The following is an 18,805-nucleotide window of genomic DNA, read 5'->3' on the forward strand; positions in this document are numbered from 1 at the left end:
TTATAAGATTGATTAATTAGGTAGATGAAAAAGTAGCTTCTTATACCAATTTGTGAATCTGAAGTAATCCTACCTCCTGAGATTTCGGCAATTTTCTTAACGATCGCTAGACCCGTGTTAGTATTTTCCTGGCGATCGCAGCCTTCCACATCCAGTCAAAAGTCGGGACAGCAAGCTTCCCACCGAGAACAACCAATTACTTTGCTGCTAGTAATTCCACCAAATTTTAACGCCGTCTAATTCTCTTCCATGAGGGTGCCCATCAGGCGCATCAATCCGAGGAATCCAAAGGTTTGGTTAAAAATGGCTCGAAACCATCGTTCACTTTCTCGTAAGATAATTTTTACCTTTTGTAATTTGTCCATTTTTGTAAGCTTTATACAAGATAATAGTAATTAACTAATAGATCATGGCATCTGAAAGCTGAATTTTTCGCACAGGAGGAGCAATTTTGCATTAGCCTCAATCTTTCATACTTATTGTGCAAGTATCTATATATCTCTAGCTAGATTTATTCTCTATCTAAATGTTAAAAGATAGGAGGTTTATTATTTCTATCGGTGGATGCAGGGTGGTTGAAAGATCATCTATCTTAAGTTTGAGGAAAATAAATAGATAGCGCTTACAAAAAGTAATACTTTGAAAGATGCAAACAGCCTAAGAGCGAGTGTAGCAATGAATGAAATTAGCATTATTTTAATTGAAGATCATGACTTAACGCGAATGGGACTACGAGCAGCATTACAGTCTCACAGCGCATTGAAAGTAATTGGCGAAGCAGCAAATGCTACCCAAGGACTAAAACTTTTGGAAACAGCAAAGCCAGATGTAGCGGTTGTAGATATCGGTTTGCCTGACATGGATGGCATTGAACTCACTCGTAAATTTAAACGCCACCAAGCTGAAACTGGGCAAACGACAACCAAGATTTTGATCTTGACAATGGATCACACAGAGGATGCTGTACTTGCAGCTTTCGCGGCGGGTGCTGATTCTTATTACATGAAAGAAACAAGTATCAGTAAATTAACTGAGGCAATCCAAGCAACTCACGGCGGTAATTCTTGGATTGATCCGGCAATTGCCAACGTGGTATTGCGGAAGATGCGGCAAGGTATTCCTGGAGAGATCCAAGGTTCTGATAAAACGCCGAAGACTGTAAAAATTGAGGCATTGGCATCAGAATACGAGCAAGTTTTGGAAACATATCCCCTGACTCAACGAGAACTAGAAATCCTAGAATTGATTGTAGCTGGGTGTAGCAATGGGCAAATTGCCGAGAAACTCTACATTACAGTTGGTACTGTGAAGACGCATGTTCGTAATATTCTAAATAAACTGTGTGCGGATGATCGTACCCAAGCTGCTGTAAGGGCTTTACGTTCTGGGTTGGTAGCGTGAGGGGATGAGGGAGCAGGGGGAGCAGGGGGAGGAGAGGGAGCAGAGGGAGCAAAAGAAGAAGAACTATTGATTGTTACTCAATTCCCAATGCCCAATCAAAATCGTTCCTGTAAACATTCTGCAATGCGTAGTGCTGCTCCGGGTTTACCCATGCGTCGTAGACCATTTTCGGCAATAATTTGCAAAATATCAGGATCTTTGAATAGAGACTGTACAACCTTGGCAACTTCTGCTGGCTGCTCAACTAAAATCAAAGATGAGCCTAGAAGACGACTTTGAGCTTCAGCAAAACCACGGTTATATTGAGGCCCATTACCGGGAATCGCGATCGCAGGTTTTCCTAAACCGATAAACTGTTCTGTGGCTGTACCTGCCATCGCGATCGCTATATCTCCCAAATGTAGGCAATCATTATAAGCTTTTTGTGTCAGCAATAGATATGCATTTCTTTGTTTAAATGTCAAAACATTTGGATCGGCAATTTGGATAGGACATGCTGATTCAATGCGCCAGCCTTGGGATTGCACACTTTGGGATAAAATATGAGAGTCTAAACCCGGAGCGATCGCACCTAAAAACACTACTCTATTAGAAGTATAAAAAATCGAATTTCGCTCCTGGAAACTTGCCATCAACGCAGATACAGCAATCATAATTGTTTCCCAGTTAGCGTATGCCTCTGGCGGACGCGAACCAGGAAGAAGAGTCACTACAAAAGGCCGAACTATTTCTTGCTGTTGGCTATCCTGACTATAAAATTGTTGGCGTGAAAAGGTCGGTTGCAGAGCATCCATCATGGGATTACCCAAATAAAAAGCTGGAATTGGCCATTGTTTTAATGTTTCCGTCGTCAGTGCATCTCTAAGAAACACCGCTTTACAACGGCGACGGCTCATTAACCAACGTTCCCAAGGATGGTAAACTGAACCAGAAAAGTTTTCCCAATGCACATCTTTAGATTTTCGTGGTAATAATCCAGCTTCATCCCGTACATGATATTCAGATTTCGCCGTACCTACAAAAGCATAATTAGCGCCACTGAAAGTTGCAAACAACAACGGGACAATATCTCCCACCGCTAAAATCGCTCTTTTATTACCTAATTTTTTTTGAGAACTCACCCAACGGCGAATAGCTTTTATTTGCGTAAGGGTAAGTTGTAATAAACCACCGCGTACATCCCGCGCTAATTGGCGGCCATCCATATAAATAAAGCCGCCAGAAGGCATAGTACGAACTGAACCGATGAGGGGAATATCCAACTGTTGGTAAGCACGTCCTTCACCTACTAGAGGTAAAGCAAAGATTTCTGGTGGGTTGGATTGTCGTTGGAGTTCTTGTAAAATCCGAACTGCAATCATATCTTCCCCATGACCATTACTTAATACAAGTAACCGTAAAGGAGGAGTTGCAGCTTGAGAGTTAGAGGTTAGGGATAATCGGGATACATTACTCATAGAACCTCGCAGTAAGTATTGTGAGTCTCAAGTGATGCTGATATCATGCCATGAAGAGTGCCGAGTTCCGTTAGCGTTAGCGGAGTGTTTAGCCGATGCCTCGGCTTCGAGTTGAAAGACCACCCACAAGGGTAGCTACTGCGGTGGACAGCTTTCTCGGCATAAAGCAAGTGGTGTCGGCACTTTTACTAAGTACAAAAATGCTAAGTATTTCTTAATTTGCTTAGGACTTATAGCAATTCTGTATGAAGATGCACATAATCAGTCCCCCCTTGTGAAGGCGGGACGGCGTAGCCGGAGGGTAAATATATGCAGCTTCACAAAGAAACGGTATCAGCACTGAGTTCTATGAAAAGCACCCAGATTTTGATAACCCGCAACTTGGGTTAATATTTTTTTAACAAAAAGAATCATTATGGTGAGAAAGGGGTTGCCGACGGTAACTCCTTTCTCACTATAATCTTCTCTTAATAAATAGAAATATTGATTAGAAGCGGATAAAAATACTACTTAATATTAAAACTCTATGAACCTATCCCACTATTCTAAAAACTCCTACTTCTTTTCATAAAATGTACTGGAAAACCTTGATTTTTCGTTTTTAGTTCTCAATCAACCTAAGCTTTTTGGCACAAATCTTATTAGTGGGATAGGTTCATAGGAATCGTATTTGATTTTTGAAACTATTTACGGGCGCGGGGAGTGGGGAGTAGGGAATAAGGAATTAGGATTTTCGATCTGTACCGAGCCATAAATCAAATATTAGTCCTATATTCGTTCATTTTTTAAAGCAATACTTATTACCCAGTCGTACAGAATTAATAGTAAATGGGGATCTAAGCCTCTCGTACTGCTAGCGTGAAACAAAAAATGGTAATTAACTGTCTAGTGTATACAAAGGTATGAATGGGTAAATCCGCAAATAAGCTGGAAATTAGTGTTATCCCTATTCCTGAACCTTTGTATAACTAACTCTCAGTTAATTAGCTTAAATATTATATATTATGAAAATTTCTGCTACTGCAATTTTGACTTTAGCTACTTTGGCTGCTGCCAATATTACTCAGCAAGCAACGGCTGCACCTACTAAAGCCGTCACTCCAACTACAAAAACTGATGACTTAGTAGTGCCAGTGATTGAAGATACTCCCACCCGCATAGAAACAATTGCTTCGCCAGAAACTATAGTTGCACAACAATTTTCCCAAAATACTGCCCCAGTGCCAACAGCTGTTAACAACAACTCCACAGTAGTTTTAAAACCAGTAGACAAGGCAACACTAAAACAATCAGTAACAATCCCCCTCATCACCTCTGCTTCATCCTCTCCTCCCCAAACCCCTGCTATAGACAACCGCTTAGTAGTCACGGCTACAGATGTACAGGTAGTGGGAGCCAATCAAGAATTGCAGCAAATCGTTCGCAAAGTAATTAAAACCCAGGTAGGTGGAGAAACTAGTCAAAGCCAGCTACAAAAAGATGTAACTGCAATTTTAGATACAGGTTTATTTAGCAATGTCAGTGTGAATAGCTTTAGCACACAGGCTGGATTAAATGTAGTTTATCAAGTGCAACCAGTGATTGTGCAATCGCTACAATTATCTGGCGCTAAAGTACTCACTTACCAAGTAGCCCAACAACAGTTGCAATCTCAAATTGGAACCACCATCAGTCCTGCTGGACTCCAGCAAGCAGTAGCACAAATTAACAAATGGTACGCCGACAATGGTTATAATTTGGCACGGGTGTTATCAATTAAACCTAATTCTCAAGGTATTCTCACTGTGAATGTCGCTGAAGGCTTGGTGAGTAATATCAAGTTTCGCTTTATCAACGACGAGGGTAAAACCATTGATAGCAAGGGTAATCCCGTGGGAGGACGCACCAAACCAGATTTTCTACAACAGCAACTCAAGCTAAAACCTGGTCAAATCTTCCAAGAAAATATAGTTAAACAAGACATAGAACAGCTATATCGGACTGGTTTATTTGAGCAGGTGAATGTTGCCTTAGAAGGGGATGCGACAAAACTTGATTTAGTCTACCAACTCAAAGAAAGTGGGGCGCGTGGTGTTAACGTGGGTGGTAGTTACAATGCCGATCAGGGGTTGATAGGTACAATCAGCTATCAAGATCAGAATGTTGGTGGTGTTAATGATACTTTAGGTGTGAATCTTGGTGTAAGTAGCCGAGACTTGCAGTTTAATAGCAAATTTATTAGTCCCTATCGGATAACTAACCCCGATCGCTTAGGGTACACTGTGAATGGTTTTCGTAGTCAGGAACTTTCGGAAACCTTTGACGACAAGATTAAGCTTGCTAACGGCGACAAAGTTCGAGAAGGTCAAATTGGCGGTGGTGTCAGCTTACAGCGACCAATTGATGACTGGAATACCTCATTAGGATTAAATTATACCCGAACTAGTATTCGCGATCGCCAAGGTAATATTACCCCGACCGACGCTCAAGGCAATCCCCTATCTGCGAGTGGAACTGGTATTGACGACCTAACTACCGTATCCTTCACCGCCACCAAAGACCAACGAGATAATCCCCTCAATCCAACGAAAGGTTCCGTTCTGAGTTTGAGTACAGAACAATCTGTCCCCATCGGTCAAGGAAGTATTTCCCTAAATCGCCTCAAAGCCAATTACAGCCAATATTTGCCAGTGCAATTATTTAACACCAAACAACCACAAGTATTTGCAGTAAATCTGCAAGCTGGTACTGTCCTTGGTAATTTACCGCCCTACGAAAGCTTTAACTTGGGTGGTTCCAACTCAGTACGCGGTTACGATTCTGGAGATGTAGGGAGTGGCCGCAGTTATGTATTAGCTTCCGCAGAATATCGCTTCCCCGTCTTACCAATCGTAGGGGGTGTATTATTTGCCGATTTTGCCTCAGACTTAGGCTCCGGTGATACTGTATTAGGAGATCCAGCAGGTGTGCGAGGCAAAGCAGGCTATGGGTTTGGTTATGGGGCTGGAGTGCGCTTAAATTCACCACTAGGCTTAATTCGGGCTGACTATGGCATTAATGACCAAGGAGAAAGCAAAGTGCATTTAGGCATAGGTCAGCGATTTTAAGAAAGTGAGCATTCAGAATATTAACCTGGATTTCTCCCGAAAACTGAAAAAAGAGGATAGGATTAGCCCTTTTCAAGTAGGTGGAAATAATTCTTATTTAACCTCTTCTCTCTGTGTTCTCTGCGCCTCTGTGGTTAAATAAAAAACTTTTTAATCGCGGGGCACAGTTGCTTTTAATATTTCTGAGCAACTCTCAGTTTTTGCTTCTTGTATTACTTATGTAAGAGTTAGGGAATAACGTAGACGCATACTCCTACGGAGAAGCAAGCTACGCGGAGCGTCTGTCTGCGATACCCTGCGCGTTCGCGTCAGCGTCCCGCAGGGAACGTAGAGAAGCGGCTTGCCGCAGGCTACCACAGAGGCGCAGAGAAGCCAGTGCGTTGGGCGGGTTCACCGACTTGTTCGCTCTTAGCGTTCCCGCAGGGTAGCAACTGGCGCGGCACGGAGAAATTAGAGTTTGAGAGATATTTTGTGTAAGTCCTAAAATAAATTCGTTGGACTTGGTTACTGTTCAAAAATAATCAATTATTTGGTAATAAATAGTGTCGCGTTTCACTAAGATATCCGAAATATGCTGATTATTAACTTACTAAAAATTACAAAATTTCTCTTTGGCATTGTAGCAAGTAACGTGTTATTTATCACATCAAAAGCGTGGCAGACAAATTGAGCCTGTTTCCTACTTCAGGATTTCTTGACTCTCGCGTTATCCTATAAAGATAAAACTGTTGTGTTCATGAGGAGGTCTTTCTTACTTGGATTCCAACAACTAAATCATCCCGTAAGATAGACAGGCAAAAACCCTGCCCCATATCAAAAATATGGGAAAATCTTTTAGGAATCCCTCAAGACTCAGGACTCGCTAGTTATCTGCTCACTCAGGACTCAGGATTTATGTTAGCAGGCACAATTTTGCAGGATGGAAAATATACCCTAATTCAAGAAATAGGGCGGGGTGGCTTTGGCATTACGTTTAAAGCTACGCATCACTACTTGGGTCAGGAGGTGGTGATGAAAACCATCAATGAACGGCTGCGACAACATCCTGATTTTGCAAAATTTGAGCGCCAATTCCAAGATGAAGCCAGACGATTAGCTACGTGTATTCACCCAAACATAGTCCGAGTTAGTGATTTTTTTGTCGATAGTGGACTGCCTTACATGGTGATGGAATACATTCGTGGCGAAACCTTGGGAGACGCATTTGTATTACCAGGGATACCTTTACCTGAAGCCACAGCAATTCATTACATCCGGCAAATTGGTGCAGCCTTGCAGGTAGTGCATAACAATGGTTTGTTACATCGAGATGTCAAACCAGATAATATTATCCTCCGTGAAGGAACCCAGGAAGTAGTACTGATTGATTTTGGCATTGCCAGGGAATTTAATGGCAGTGTCAGGCAGACTCACACAGGCATGGTTTCTGAAGGTTATTCTCCCATTGAGCAGTATTTGACGCAAGCGCCGCGCACCCCCGCCACGGATGTTTATGGTTTAGCAGCAACCTTGTATTCACTTTTGACAGCACAGGTTCCTATCCCAGCATTGTTGCGCGATCGCGAACAAATGCCTTCCCCTCGCGAACTGCAACCACACTTGAGTGCTTCTATCAACCAGGCAGTAATGCGCGGTATGGCGGTGGAATCTCGTTTTCGGCCAGCGACAGTTGCTGAGTGGTTACAACTGCTACCTGGAAATGGCGTGAATATGACAACACCGCAAGCCTTAGCCACTTATGCAGTGCCAACTGTCAATTTATCTGCCCAGCAGGCAGTAACTTTAATTGGGAATGGGAAAACTTCCCAGAATCGCATTCATAAACCATCTGGTTTGGCGCAGCCCAACCCAGGCATCGCCAAAGAAAATGTACTGGCAAAAAAACTGGGGTCATCTCAAATATTCATTGGTATAGGTGTAGCCCTAGTTGCTGCTACGGCGGGTTTTGGCATCACTAACATCTTACCCAAATCTCAGCCGCAGCCAACCGCAAAACCGCTTTTTGAACAGCCAACTCAAGAACCACCTACGAAAGTTCCTAGCTTAGAGAGGGGTGAAAAGACTAACACCACCACAAGAAGCGAATCAGCACCTGTTTATAATTCCAAGCAGCGCCGGCGTAATCGTCGTTCTTCCCCAGAAGAAACTCCCAGCAGCTCTACAACAGAATCACAACGCGGCGATGTTGAACAATCCGCACCTTCACCTAGCGTTTCCCCTACACCTTCGCTAGTCGAAAAACTACGGGCTATTCGTTCATCTCGTAGTGCTTCCCCTGCACCACTACCAAAAAATAACTCACCCGCTTCTAATCAGAATTCTGCTTCTCCTCAACCGATAATTCCGTCAAATCCTGTTGTTATACCAACAGCGCCACCAACAGAATCTAAACAGTCAGAACTCAAACAGCCAGAATCCAAACAGTCAGATCCTTCTGCTGTAGTAGTACCGACGCTGGACAAGCAAAATTCACCGACTGATACTCAACCCCAGAATGATCAGAAATCTCAGGAAAAGCTACAAGATGACAATAATTAGTCAATTTTAAAATTTTTATTCAATCTAAAATCCAAAATTCACAATCTAAAATTGAACGCCTCTTGCTAATACAAAAACATCTTTTTGTATCTTGTTTCATCTTTAACTAAATTCTTTATTTACTCCTTTGATTTTTTCCGTTATATCATGTCCCTTAATTAGTTATTATTCCGGGCATGTATGCAAAAATATTAAAACTCTCTTTCCCCCTGCTCCCTGCTCTGCTCCCTGTTCCCTGCTCCCTGCTCCCTGCTCCCTGCCCCCTGCCCCCTGCTCCCTGCCCCCTGCCCCCTGCCCCCTGCGGTCTTAATGATAAGTCTTTTAGCGGACATGATATTATCTGAAAAACCTCTCTCTAAATCTCTCTCTTTTTAGGATAGATACTTTGAATTTTTGCCCTTAAAGGTCGGGAAGAGGTTAAGTTCTTCGTGGGCTTTTCTACATTAACCGAATTGCCAGATTTACTCTTTTGTACAACAACCTCCCCCTTTTTATTAATCTTCACCGGATTTTTGGGAAAAGCTTGAGTATTCAAAGAACGCATAAGTTTCACAGTCCGAAAATATCTATCAATTTGGGGGATTCCCTGCCCATTCATCCGCACGGGGATAATTTTACTTGATATCAAATTTCCCGCCGAGTTAAGTTTAACTTCTAAAATCATAGAATCACCCGTCTGGGCATTTGTAGATAAAGTTCGATATCCCAGAAAGTTACCTAAAGAATAGGCGATGATTTTTCCCTTATAAATTTCTATCGCTCTCGGAACATGAGGCCCATGTCCTAATACTAAATCCGCTCCTGCATCAATCATGTTTCGAGCAAACTTAATCGAATTACCTCGGTTTTCTCCATAAAAAAACTCTGTCTTATTTTTAACATGTAGTGCCCCTGTTCCTTCGGCTCCCGCGTGCATCGATACTATTACAATGTTGGCCTTATTTTTAGCTTCTTTTACAAGTGCTTGCGCTGCTCCTAAATTATGGATGGAATTATACATTTCATAAGGAGAAAACCCGACCATTGCCACAGGGATATTGTTAGCTTGCAGATAAAGAATTTGATTTTTATGACCTAATGTTGCAATACCCACAGCCTCAAGATTTTTCTTTGTATGTTTGAACCCTACCGGGCCGAAGTCCATTGCATGGTTATTAGCCATATTAAACACATTAAAACCAGCCTCAGCAAATAGCCGAGCATATCCAGGCGGTGAGCGAAAGGCAAAGACTTGTCCTCGACTGATATCTTTGGCAGTGTAGGGATAATTAGTTAGGCTACTTTCAAAATTACCAAACAAGATATCAGATCCTTGCAAGTGAGTTCTCACTGACTTTGGTAATAATTGATCTCGAAACCGGGGTAATCTATAGTTAGGAAAATTAGTGCCGGGAATAATATCCCCAACAGCTTTGATAGTAATAGTAGCTGGAAAGGTTTTCCCTTCTATTGTTGATGGCGTAACAGGGATAGCTAATGGTAATGATATAGGTTCATTGGGTGTAGTAGCAGCGTTTAATCGCTGTGATTGCCCAAGCCGGATAACGACTCCTATACTAATACCCAGATATAAACAGACACTGATAACAATAAATGAGGGCACTTTCCCCATACTGCGATTTGCCATCGTTCACTCCTCACACGATGGCATTAGTTTATCCCAAAAATCTTTGTTGCCAGTGTATACTTTAATGTAGTTTGAGCAATATTTGACTAAGTAAATACGCAAATATAATCCCGTTTCGCACAACGGGGCGCACATGTGTATGCCCTTACTTGCAAATACTCATACATACCATCTATGAAGCCAAACATCATCTGTTTGACTAGTTCTTCGGCAATTATTTTAAACGGAGAGGGGGGGATTCGAACCCCCGTTGGGTTTCCCCAAAACGCATTTCGAGTGCGTCACCATGAACCGCTCGGACACCTCTCCAGCTATACCATTCACACATTCGAGTGTTCAAATGCCGTGAAGTAAGGGAAATTTTACCATATTCCCTATACTACTATAACATTATCGCTTTATCTGCGTAACGGAATGATCGGGAACGCCAATGACTAATTAAGGTGTGTAGACATCGAAAAAGACATCACAAAATTTTTTCTCGAAAGTAACCATGTGAATATATCTCAAAGCCCCATATTTAATCACATTAAGGGTCACTGGACAGCTACGCTTCATAAAAATTGATATAGGCGACAGCCAAAACTAGACGAAAGCGATCGCCTCTCCCACCGCACAACCCCTTCCTCTAATTCAAGAAGATGAAACCCTTCCACAGCAAGAAACGGAGGAGAACCGCTATATCTATTCATCACGTTAACCAAGATGACCTCTGAAACAAACATCCAACCTTGTGGAGGTAAGTCTCTTGTAGAAATTTTAGAACAGTTAGAAAATCCTCAATCGACAATGACTATTAGTCGTTTTATAGTCTTTAGTTTTCGCTTCTTAATTGGTTTCCCTGCGGGTGCTTTTTTATTTCCATTGGTATGTATAAATCCTTGTTACCAAAATTAAAACCACAATCATAATCTCTTATTACTTGTATAATTACACAATTAACTGATGTAATATGAGCATATTTTATATCTTCTACCTTGTAATTTTTTATTACAATTATTGTTTACAATATTCCAAAAAATATCTGATTAGTATCTATTGACATCGGATATTTTAATGATTACTATGTCAATCAATCCGGATTTGATTAACTTCTTCGGAAAATCTCTGTAAATAAATCCAACAGTATCCTCACAGCACTGCATGAAAATACGCTCGCTCTTACTGAGCCTTACAAGTATTCTTTTACTATCGTCCCCAGTAAAAGCAAATCCCAATCCGAATCAGGTTGGCAATATAAATCACTGGAGTGCAAATCAATCTAATTTACAACTACCAAAGCTTAAATTTATTCCTCCGGTTCCTCTAACCGATCCTGTCAACCCAATAAATACTACTAAATTTACTGGTATAGTTCCTTTAGGACGCGAGATATCAGAACTAAAAACTCCTATTAAAGCATTAATGGCTCGCTATAGATTCCTTACTCCTGGAATCTTTTTTATGGACTTAGAAACAGGTGATTATTTTAGTTTTAATGGTGATAAAGCTTTTTCTGCTGCTAGCACAATTAAGTATCCGATTTTGATTGCTTTATTTCAAGAAGTAGATGCAGGGAGAATCAAACTAGGCGAAACTTTGGTGATGCGACGGAAGCATGTCACTGGCGGTTCTGGAAATATGCAGTATCAACGAGTGGGAACTAAGCTTAGTCTCTTGCAAACTGCAACCAAGATGATGACTATTAGTGATAACACTGCTACGAATATGATTATTGATCGTTTAGGTGGTGTATCTAAATTAAATCAAAAGTTTCGTCGTTGGGGATTGCAAAGCACAGTGATTCGCAATATGTTAGGAGATTTTAAAGGAACTAATAAAACTAGTGCAAAAGACTTGGTACGACTGTCAGCTTTGGTTACAAATAATCAGTTAATTTCTGATACAAGTCAATCCCAAGTTTTAGGTATTATGATTCGTTGTCATAATAGAGCATTGCTACCATCTGGCTTAGGTTCTGGTGCAAATATTGCCCATAAAACAGGTACTCTACGGTTTGTACTAGGCGATGCGGGTATTATTAAAACGCCATCAGGTAAGCGTTATTTAGCAGGAATTTTCGTGCGAAGACCGAATAATGACATTAGAGCTAGGGATTTTATTCGTCAAGTTTCTCGGGTGATGTATGGCTACTTTGAGCAGCCAAAAGTCACTCATTTACCTTGAAGCAATCCTGAATTCTTTTCTGTTCAAAGCTACCGAATAGCCCATCGTAGACATCGCTTCTCTAACTGCCAAGGTTATCATGTAGTCGAACATTGTGCAGCATACAATTTGAGGTTTTGCATGAAAGTAGCAGTCTTCAGTACAAAAGTCTACGATCGCAAGTTTTTGTCAGATGCAAATTCTCCCGCCCAACACGAGTTAGTGTTTTTTGAACCCCGCTTAAATCGAGATACGGCTATCCTCGCCGCCGGATTTGGGGCGGTTTGCGTATTTGTGCACGATCAGGTTGACGCGCCAACTTTAGAACTTCTCGCCTCACGGGGAACTCGGCTGGTTGTCCTGCGCTGTGCAGGGTTTAACAATGTAGACTTACAAGCCGCAGCAGATTTAGGAATTACCGTTGTGCGTGTTCCCGCCTATTCGCCCTATGGGGTAGCAGAACATGCTGTGGGATTGATTTTAAGCTTGAATCGCAAAATTCATCGAGCCTATAACCGTGTCCGAGAAGGCAATTTTTCCCTAGATGGACTGTTGGGATTTAATTTGCATGAGCGCACAGTGGGGATTGTTGGCACGGGCAAAATCGGTCTGATTTTAGGACAGATTATGAAGGGGTTTGGCTGTCACATACTCGCTTATGACGTTTATCGCAATCCAGAATTGGAGGCACTAGGTGGAAAGTATGTAGAGCTACCTGAGCTATTTGCCAACTCGGATATTATCTCCCTACATTGCCCCCTGACTCCCGAAACGCATCACTTGATTAACGCTGAGGCTATAGAAAAGATTAAGCCAGGCGTGATGCTAATTAATACTAGCCGAGGAGCGCTGATTGATACCCAAGCAGTGATTGAGGGGTTGAAGTCTGGCAAGATTGGCTATCTCGGTGTGGATGTCTACGAACAAGAATCGGAATTGTTTTTTGAGGATTTGTCTGGCGAAATTATTCAAGACGATATTTTCCAACGTCTGACGACGTTCCCCAATGTACTTATTACCGGACATCAAGCCTTTTTTACAGCAGAAGCTCTCCACAATATTGCAGAAACAACTTTTGCTAATATTGCTGATGTTGAACAAGGTCGTTCTTGTCCAAATGAAATTCGCGCTCAAGTTTCAGCTTAGGTAATACTTAGCGATCGCAATTTTGGACTAAAATCACTACTCAATCCTGATCATCAGGCAAATTTTCCATTTCCTCAATAATTAGCGTCTGAAAATCTTCGCCACAATGATTATGCAGATGAACCGCAGCAGCTAAAAGTTCTGCAAGAATTTCAGCTTGTTGGTTAACAGTTAAACTAGGTAACTGTAACTGGTTAACTAAGGCTTGTATTTTTAGGCACTCTGTACTTAATTCAGCAATCAAAATACTGAGGGTTGAATTCGTGACTGCAAGAGGGCGATCGCTCATCTGTATTTTCATTCTGAACGATAGGCAAAGCGGAGACTTTGGACTAAAATCACCAGAGATGCGATCGCCATTAACCCGCCCCAAAACCAGTAAGGTAAAAGCAAATATCGCTGCATTTGCGCTGTATCAGAAAGTCCAAGGGAGCCAGCAGAACTACTAAATAAATAATCCAGTTGATGGTACGTACTCACACAAGCTTGTACACCTAGAAATTGAATGACAAACCCCTGTGTCCAGCGAGGTGCTTTCAGGGCGATACCCAAGATTATTAAACCCAGCAAGGGAATTGCCACCAATCCAAAGGAGGAACGTACCCAAATTAATGCGGAAAATAGCAAAAAACTCCCTAAAATTTTTAAACTCAAGGTAGCTGCTGTAAAACTGCGGGAAGCCAGAATCAAACCTGCACCAGCAAGAGGTGGCCCCATTGGGCCTGCGGCTGCGACTATTGCCGGGCCAATTGGCCCCAATGACGACCGAATGCCATAGGTTGCAACACCGGAACCATTGCTAAAAATCTGCAATTTCTGGAACTGTCCCCCTAAGAGGAGTGCCATTAAGCCGTGACCCATTTCATGAAACCAAGTTGCCAGGATCGTAAATGGGTATAAGATATAATCCCCTGCTGGTATTTGCCACAGTAAAGCAGTTGTGATCGCTGCTGCAATTAGCCAGGTTAGCCCCATGCGTTCAACAACTGGCGGGGCTTCTCTGGTAAGCAAGGGTTCAAAATTTTTGCTTGGTTCTTTCATAGGTCATTCAATTTTGGATTTTAGATTTTAGATTTTCCCTTCAATTCAAAATCTAAAATTGGCAGTGTATTTTCATCCATCCTAGTGTAATTATTATGGTAATGGAGTTGCTGATCAATGCAATAATTCGCACATCAAAGCGACGGCTATGGGGCTATCAAGAACAACATAGTTATCCGTCGCTTGTTTGATGCGGTTCATTTGTTTATCCTCCAAAGGGATGCCGGAGGATAGCCAGAAAATGCCTAGACTGATGTCACAATTGATAGAGAATCAGTTAAGCAAGTTGAAAGAGGAATGTCATTAAGTCTCCTTTACCTAAACTGATGCGATCGCCTGGTCTTAAGCGATGACGATTTCCTGGTAAAAGTGGCAAATTATTAATGTAAGTGCCATTGGAGCTTCCTACATCCTCTACATAATGAGCATCTCCCTCGACGCGAATATCTGCATGAATCCGCGAGACAATTTCTGAATTGGGAAATCCTGAAACATCTATATCTGGCGGAATCCGGTCATTGGGCTTGCCGATATGAATCACAGAGAGATTTTGCGGCAATTCAATTAAGCGATCGCTTTGAACGTGGATTAACCGCCCTGTAACCTGCTGCAATTGTGTTCTGGCAACAGTTGCGGTGGGTGCTGGCGCGGCTGGCTCCTGTACTTCGGCTTCAGGGGCTGGCGCTGGTTCCAACGGTGGTGGAGTAGGAATACTTTGTATAGATATTATCGGTTGAGCTGCGATATTTGGCGCTGGTTCTGGAGGGCTGCTTTTTGCCACAGGCATCTCTGGCGGAGCTGCCACCTCTGTTGCTGGTAAAGATGATTCGGGAGGATGGGAGCTAGTATAACCACTTATTCCCAAAGCATCTGGCTGTAAAAGTTCTAACAGTGGATCGGGTGAAACTAACGGCGGAACTTCCACAGGAACATCGGGAGTAACTGTTACAACTGCCGGATTATGAACGTGTGGAACTCCTGCGGAGTGAAGGTTATAGCCACACTGACCGCAGAATGCAGCATCTGCCTGCACAGTTGCCCCACAACTGGGACAGTTGGTAGTCGCAGGTAAGGGTGTATAGCAAGCTTCACACTGGACAGCGCCATCAGGGTTGGGATGATTGCAATTAGGGCAGACGATCATCGATATTTAGCCTTTGTTCAAGATCATCATAAATATAGGTAGGACTGGCAAGCAGAGGGCGGCCCTAGCTTTAGATTCTAGCAATTACTGCTGATAGAACTATTAATTGGACACGGGGAAAGGGAGCAGGGGGCAGGGGGCAGGGTGACATCAGTAAGAACTTGCAACAAGTCTTTCCCCTTGTCCCCAATTCTCCTTGTCTCCTTGTCCTCTTGCCAATGCCCAATGCCCAATGCCCTATACCCAATTCCCAAGTTTAATGTTGGAGTTCCAAACCTGCTGCCGCATCTAGCAGCCACCAAAGTTCTCCTTGGGGCCGAATTAAACGGGATGGGTAAGTGAAGTCATCGGCTACAGGTGCAAAGACTTGTGCCAAAGCTGGTCGTTTATTAGCACCAGCAACTAGAAAAATCACACTGTTCGCAGCGTTGATGAAGGGGTATGTGAAACTTATCCTGGGGTTTCCGTCTTTGTTACCCACGGTAACTAGGCGATCGCGTACTTTGAGAGCCTCTGTATGGGGAAACAAAGATGCAGTATGTGCATCATCACCCATTCCTAGTAATACTACATCCAAGGAGGGAAACTCCACCCCAGAAGAATTGAAAAACTCTTTAAGCTGTTGTTCATACTTAGCAGCAGCCAGTTCTGGATTAGCTTCCAAGGTTGGTACGGGGTGAATGTTAGCTGCTGGGATATCAACACGATCTAGCCACGCCCGACGCGTCATCAGTTCATTGCTATCGGGGTGATCTGGTGGTACGTAACGCTCATCTCCCCAGAATATATGAATTTTATCCCAAGGCAGTTTTTGATTAGCGATCGCTTCGTATAACGGTTTAGGTGTACTGCCGCCAGATAAGGCGATGCTAAACTGCCCTCGCTGCTCAATGGCAGTTTCTAACTTCGACAGAATTAATTCTAGCGCTCGTGCAACCAGCGCTGGCTGATCGGGTAGAACTTCAACGGTTTTGTTCATGGCTTCATCATTATATTGCTGGCTTCTGGCAATACAATACCGAACTTATTACAATCCTCCTTTTTAACTTTTGAAACATTTAACATCGTGGATTAGCTAGGCTGGAAAAACATAGACCCTCCTTATCACCTTCAACGGAAAGTAGTTAGTAGTCAAAAGAAGCAGGGGGGCAGGGAGCAGGGAGCAAGGGGGAGGGACTGAAACGGAGCTTGTACTCCGCACAAGTCTTGCGTCCTGGAAGGGCGGGGCTTGTACCCATGTTCCGCTCCGCTTCACCGCTTCTGGGCAGGGATTGCTCCCCCTGCTCCCTGCCCAGAAGCCTCTTCGGTCAGTCGTACTAACTACTAACTATTTTCATAATTATTTTATTTACACGCAGTTACTTGATACTTTGTTGATTAACGCCACAAAGGATACATTTATCAATTCTTATTAAAAATTAATAAAACTAATTAATTACAAACAGCGCCTCCCAGTCAGCGATCGCTTCGCGTTGAGCAATTAACAATTCCTGAATTCCTTTTTGGGCGACATCTAGGAGTTGATCCAACTGAGTCCGGCTAAAACTGCCTTCTTCGGCTGTTCCCTGGACTTCAATGATTCCCAGGTGTTGATTCATCACCACGTTAAAATCTACTGTTGCAGCCACATCTTCGATATAATCCAGATCCAAAAATGGCTCTCCATCAAGTAATCCTACGGATACGGCGGCTACCTGTCCACACAGAGGCGATCGCTCCAACACCCCCTCTTGCAACAATTTAGAAATCGCATGAGCCAACGCCACAAACGAGCCTGTAATAGCTGTTGTCCGAGTTCCAGCGTCTGCTTGCAACACATCGGCATCCACAGTCAGCGTGCGTTCTCCCAGCGCCTCAAAATCCACTGCTGCGCGTAAGCTGCGTCCAATTAGACGTTGAATTTCTTGCGTCCGTCCAGATAATTTCAATAATTCCCTTTCTTGGCGTTTTTGGGTAGCAGATGGTAGCATCCGGTACTCAGCAGTTAACCAGCCTTTACCAGTTCCTTCGAGAAACTTTGGAACTCCCTTATTAACGCTAACAGTACAAAGGACTTGAGTATCACCGCATCTTGCAAGAACAGAACCGGGGGCAAAGCGGGTGAAATTGGGGTAAAAGCTGATCGGACGTAGTTCGTAGGGAAGACGACCGTCAGGACGCTGCCAAGCCATTGGAGTTGCCTCAAGTTTTACAAGTTTTCCAGTAAGCGTAGAGATTTAGACACTTCAGTGCCCAGATTCAGCGACTCGTGCAACGCAACTTACCACAACGCGGTTCCCCCCGCAAGTGAGTGGCTCACTTTAGTCGCCTAATTCCTGGTTATGATAAAATTAGGATTAAGTCTAAAAATTTTAAGTATAACTAAACAACATAACTAAACAACGTAAAAACTTAACTAAGATCGGTTGAGTGCGTAGTCGCACCTAACGGTGTAGCAGTTTAGGAAAGCTAGATTTTGAAGAGACTTAAAATCCAAAGAATTAATTGAGTACGGTAGGGCATACCGGAACCTTTGGTGCGATTCGTTCAGTCGAAACCTGAACAAGGGGGATGACTGGCAATGGTTGAGCAGGGCGAACGCACGGTATTTCTGAAACCCTTACTGGGTAAGGATATTGACGAAAAAATAGGCTAAATTTAAAAACGCCGAAACCCTTGCTATTAAAGGATTCTTATACTTTAGATGCGTTTGCCCTGAATGGTTGAGTAACCCAACTCCGGGTAGAGTTCGCACTTCAATCCTCAACCAGTGACAACTCAATATCCATGTAGGTGAGGAAATCTAGCCAAGCATTAGCCCAGACAGCTAGATGAGAAAGGAAAAAAATATTCAAACGATTAACTTGAATTATAACCCAATCAAGAATACACCAAATCCTACTATCCTGGTGCGGGATTAAAAGCACACAAACTACCAGAATTCTGGTAGCCCCTACATCCCAGACTGATTATCAAAGGTGTAAAGCGGGGGTGAAAGCAGGAATAGGTGGTAATTGCTGAAAGCACCTACTGCAAGCAAGAGTCCAATGGGTAGAGAAAGCGAAGTGTCACCTGAACCATCGTCATCCGGTTAACAAGGAAAATAAGCTAATTAATACAATTCATTCCTTGTGTTGGAAATATCCGGCAAAGGTAGAGACTATCAGGATTCGTAAACCGTGATAGCGCACCACTCTTAACCTCGGTGGAGAGACACACCCTAAAGGCTCAATTATGGATA

14 protein-coding genes and 1 tRNA gene are annotated in these 18,805 nt (G+C 42.8%); 6 read left to right on the forward strand and 9 right to left on the reverse strand.

What is annotated here, in order from left to right; translation table 11 throughout:
* The first annotated feature begins 114 nt into the window (after nucleotides 1–114).
* The gene (locus LC608_RS37010) at nucleotides 115–240 is read left to right on the forward strand and encodes a hypothetical protein (RefSeq protein WP_267871228.1); all 126 of its coding nucleotides are present in this window, start codon (nucleotides 115–117) and stop codon (nucleotides 238–240) included.
* 435 nt (nucleotides 241–675) lie between these two features.
* Nucleotides 676–1,401, forward strand: coding sequence for a response regulator transcription factor (locus LC608_RS27075; protein ID WP_229556528.1), 726 nt, complete (start codon nucleotides 676–678; stop codon nucleotides 1,399–1,401).
* A 95-nt stretch (nucleotides 1,402–1,496) separates the two neighbouring features.
* On the opposite strand, the gene LC608_RS27080 is transcribed toward LC608_RS27075, so the two are convergent.
* Nucleotides 1,497–2,858, reverse strand: coding sequence for a lipid-A-disaccharide synthase-related protein (locus LC608_RS27080; protein ID WP_229556529.1), 1,362 nt, complete (start codon nucleotides 2,856–2,858; stop codon nucleotides 1,497–1,499).
* A 1,004-nt stretch (nucleotides 2,859–3,862) separates the two neighbouring features.
* On the opposite strand from LC608_RS27080, the gene LC608_RS27085 reads away from it, so the two are divergent.
* Together LC608_RS27085 and LC608_RS27090 are read left to right on the forward strand one after the other, a co-directional pair.
* On the forward strand, nucleotides 3,863–5,944 hold the full coding sequence (locus tag LC608_RS27085; RefSeq protein ID WP_229556530.1) for an outer membrane protein assembly factor: 2,082 nt from the start codon (nucleotides 3,863–3,865) through the stop codon (nucleotides 5,942–5,944).
* Nucleotides 5,945–6,838: 894 nt separating this feature from the next.
* A complete protein-coding gene (locus LC608_RS27090; RefSeq protein ID WP_229556531.1) occupies nucleotides 6,839–8,482 on the forward strand; it encodes a serine/threonine-protein kinase in 1,644 nt (547 codons plus the stop codon).
* A 355-nt stretch (nucleotides 8,483–8,837) separates the two neighbouring features.
* Here LC608_RS27090 and LC608_RS27095 read toward each other — a convergent pair whose 3' ends face one another.
* The 3 genes from LC608_RS27095 to LC608_RS27105 form a co-directional block, all read right to left on the reverse strand.
* Nucleotides 8,838–10,109: a CapA family protein gene (locus LC608_RS27095; RefSeq protein WP_229556532.1), complete on the reverse strand. Its 1,272-nt coding sequence runs from the start codon at nucleotides 10,107–10,109 to the stop codon at nucleotides 8,838–8,840.
* Between the two features lie 224 nt (nucleotides 10,110–10,333).
* Nucleotides 10,334–10,418: transfer RNA gene (locus LC608_RS27100), tRNA-Ser, on the reverse strand.
* A 245-nt stretch (nucleotides 10,419–10,663) separates the two neighbouring features.
* Nucleotides 10,664–10,834, reverse strand: a complete 171-nt coding sequence (locus LC608_RS27105) for a hypothetical protein (RefSeq protein ID WP_229556533.1) — start codon at nucleotides 10,832–10,834, stop codon at nucleotides 10,664–10,666.
* Nucleotides 10,835–11,252: 418 nt separating this feature from the next.
* Here LC608_RS27105 and LC608_RS27110 point away from each other — a divergent pair, with 418 nt between their 5' ends.
* Both LC608_RS27110 and LC608_RS27115 read left to right on the forward strand, forming a co-directional pair.
* Nucleotides 11,253–12,275, forward strand: a complete 1,023-nt coding sequence (locus LC608_RS27110) for a serine hydrolase (protein WP_229556534.1) — start codon at nucleotides 11,253–11,255, stop codon at nucleotides 12,273–12,275.
* 120 nt (nucleotides 12,276–12,395) lie between these two features.
* Complete coding sequence (locus tag LC608_RS27115; RefSeq protein ID WP_229556535.1) at nucleotides 12,396–13,400, forward strand: 2-hydroxyacid dehydrogenase; 1,005 nt, start codon at nucleotides 12,396–12,398, stop codon at nucleotides 13,398–13,400.
* Nucleotides 13,401–13,440: 40 nt separating this feature from the next.
* On the opposite strand, the gene LC608_RS27120 is transcribed toward LC608_RS27115, so the two are convergent.
* The 5 genes from LC608_RS27120 to rph form a co-directional block, all read right to left on the reverse strand.
* The gene (locus LC608_RS27120) at nucleotides 13,441–13,689 is read right to left on the reverse strand and encodes a hypothetical protein (protein WP_229556536.1); all 249 of its coding nucleotides are present in this window, start codon (nucleotides 13,687–13,689) and stop codon (nucleotides 13,441–13,443) included.
* Nucleotides 13,690–13,697: 8 nt separating this feature from the next.
* Nucleotides 13,698–14,441, reverse strand: coding sequence for a M50 family metallopeptidase (locus LC608_RS27125; RefSeq protein WP_229556537.1), 744 nt, complete (start codon nucleotides 14,439–14,441; stop codon nucleotides 13,698–13,700).
* A gap of 277 nt (nucleotides 14,442–14,718) precedes the next feature.
* Nucleotides 14,719–15,585, reverse strand: a complete 867-nt coding sequence (locus LC608_RS27130; RefSeq protein WP_229556538.1) for an FHA domain-containing protein — start codon at nucleotides 15,583–15,585, stop codon at nucleotides 14,719–14,721.
* Nucleotides 15,586–15,841: 256 nt separating this feature from the next.
* Entirely contained in the window at nucleotides 15,842–16,564 is a 723-nt protein-coding gene (pgl, locus tag LC608_RS27135; RefSeq protein WP_229556539.1) for a 6-phosphogluconolactonase, read from the reverse strand.
* Nucleotides 16,565–17,012: 448 nt separating this feature from the next.
* On the reverse strand, nucleotides 17,013–17,756 hold the full coding sequence (gene rph, locus LC608_RS27140) for a ribonuclease PH (protein WP_229556540.1): 744 nt from the start codon (nucleotides 17,754–17,756) through the stop codon (nucleotides 17,013–17,015).
* Nucleotides 17,757–18,805 lie beyond the last annotated feature (1,049 nt).

This window comes from Nostoc sp. XA010 (assembly GCF_020829625.1).
In the GTDB taxonomy this organism is placed as follows: Bacteria; Cyanobacteriota; Cyanobacteriia; order Cyanobacteriales; family Nostocaceae; genus Nostoc.

Excerpts from the sequence above, each read along its gene's own strand:
- LC608_RS27075 (WP_229556528.1), top strand. The coding sequence starts at position 676 with ATGAATGAAATTAGCATTATTTTAATTGAAGATCATGACTTAACGCGA.
- LC608_RS27080 (WP_229556529.1), bottom strand. The coding sequence starts at position 2,858 with ATGAGTAATGTATCCCGATTATCCCTAACCTCTAACTCTCAAGCTGCA.
- LC608_RS27085 (WP_229556530.1), top strand. The coding sequence starts at position 3,863 with ATGAAAATTTCTGCTACTGCAATTTTGACTTTAGCTACTTTGGCTGCT.
- LC608_RS27090 (WP_229556531.1), top strand. The coding sequence starts at position 6,839 with ATGTTAGCAGGCACAATTTTGCAGGATGGAAAATATACCCTAATTCAA.
- LC608_RS27095 (WP_229556532.1), bottom strand. The coding sequence starts at position 10,109 with ATGGCAAATCGCAGTATGGGGAAAGTGCCCTCATTTATTGTTATCAGT.
- LC608_RS27105 (WP_229556533.1), bottom strand. The coding sequence starts at position 10,834 with ATGTTTGTTTCAGAGGTCATCTTGGTTAACGTGATGAATAGATATAGC.
- LC608_RS27110 (WP_229556534.1), top strand. The coding sequence starts at position 11,253 with ATGAAAATACGCTCGCTCTTACTGAGCCTTACAAGTATTCTTTTACTA.
- LC608_RS27115 (WP_229556535.1), top strand. The coding sequence starts at position 12,396 with ATGAAAGTAGCAGTCTTCAGTACAAAAGTCTACGATCGCAAGTTTTTG.
- LC608_RS27120 (WP_229556536.1), bottom strand. The coding sequence starts at position 13,689 with ATGAGCGATCGCCCTCTTGCAGTCACGAATTCAACCCTCAGTATTTTG.
- LC608_RS27125 (WP_229556537.1), bottom strand. The coding sequence starts at position 14,441 with ATGAAAGAACCAAGCAAAAATTTTGAACCCTTGCTTACCAGAGAAGCC.
- LC608_RS27130 (WP_229556538.1), bottom strand. The coding sequence starts at position 15,585 with ATGATCGTCTGCCCTAATTGCAATCATCCCAACCCTGATGGCGCTGTC.
- pgl (WP_229556539.1), bottom strand. The coding sequence starts at position 16,564 with ATGAACAAAACCGTTGAAGTTCTACCCGATCAGCCAGCGCTGGTTGCA.
- rph (WP_229556540.1), bottom strand. The coding sequence starts at position 17,756 with ATGGCTTGGCAGCGTCCTGACGGTCGTCTTCCCTACGAACTACGTCCG.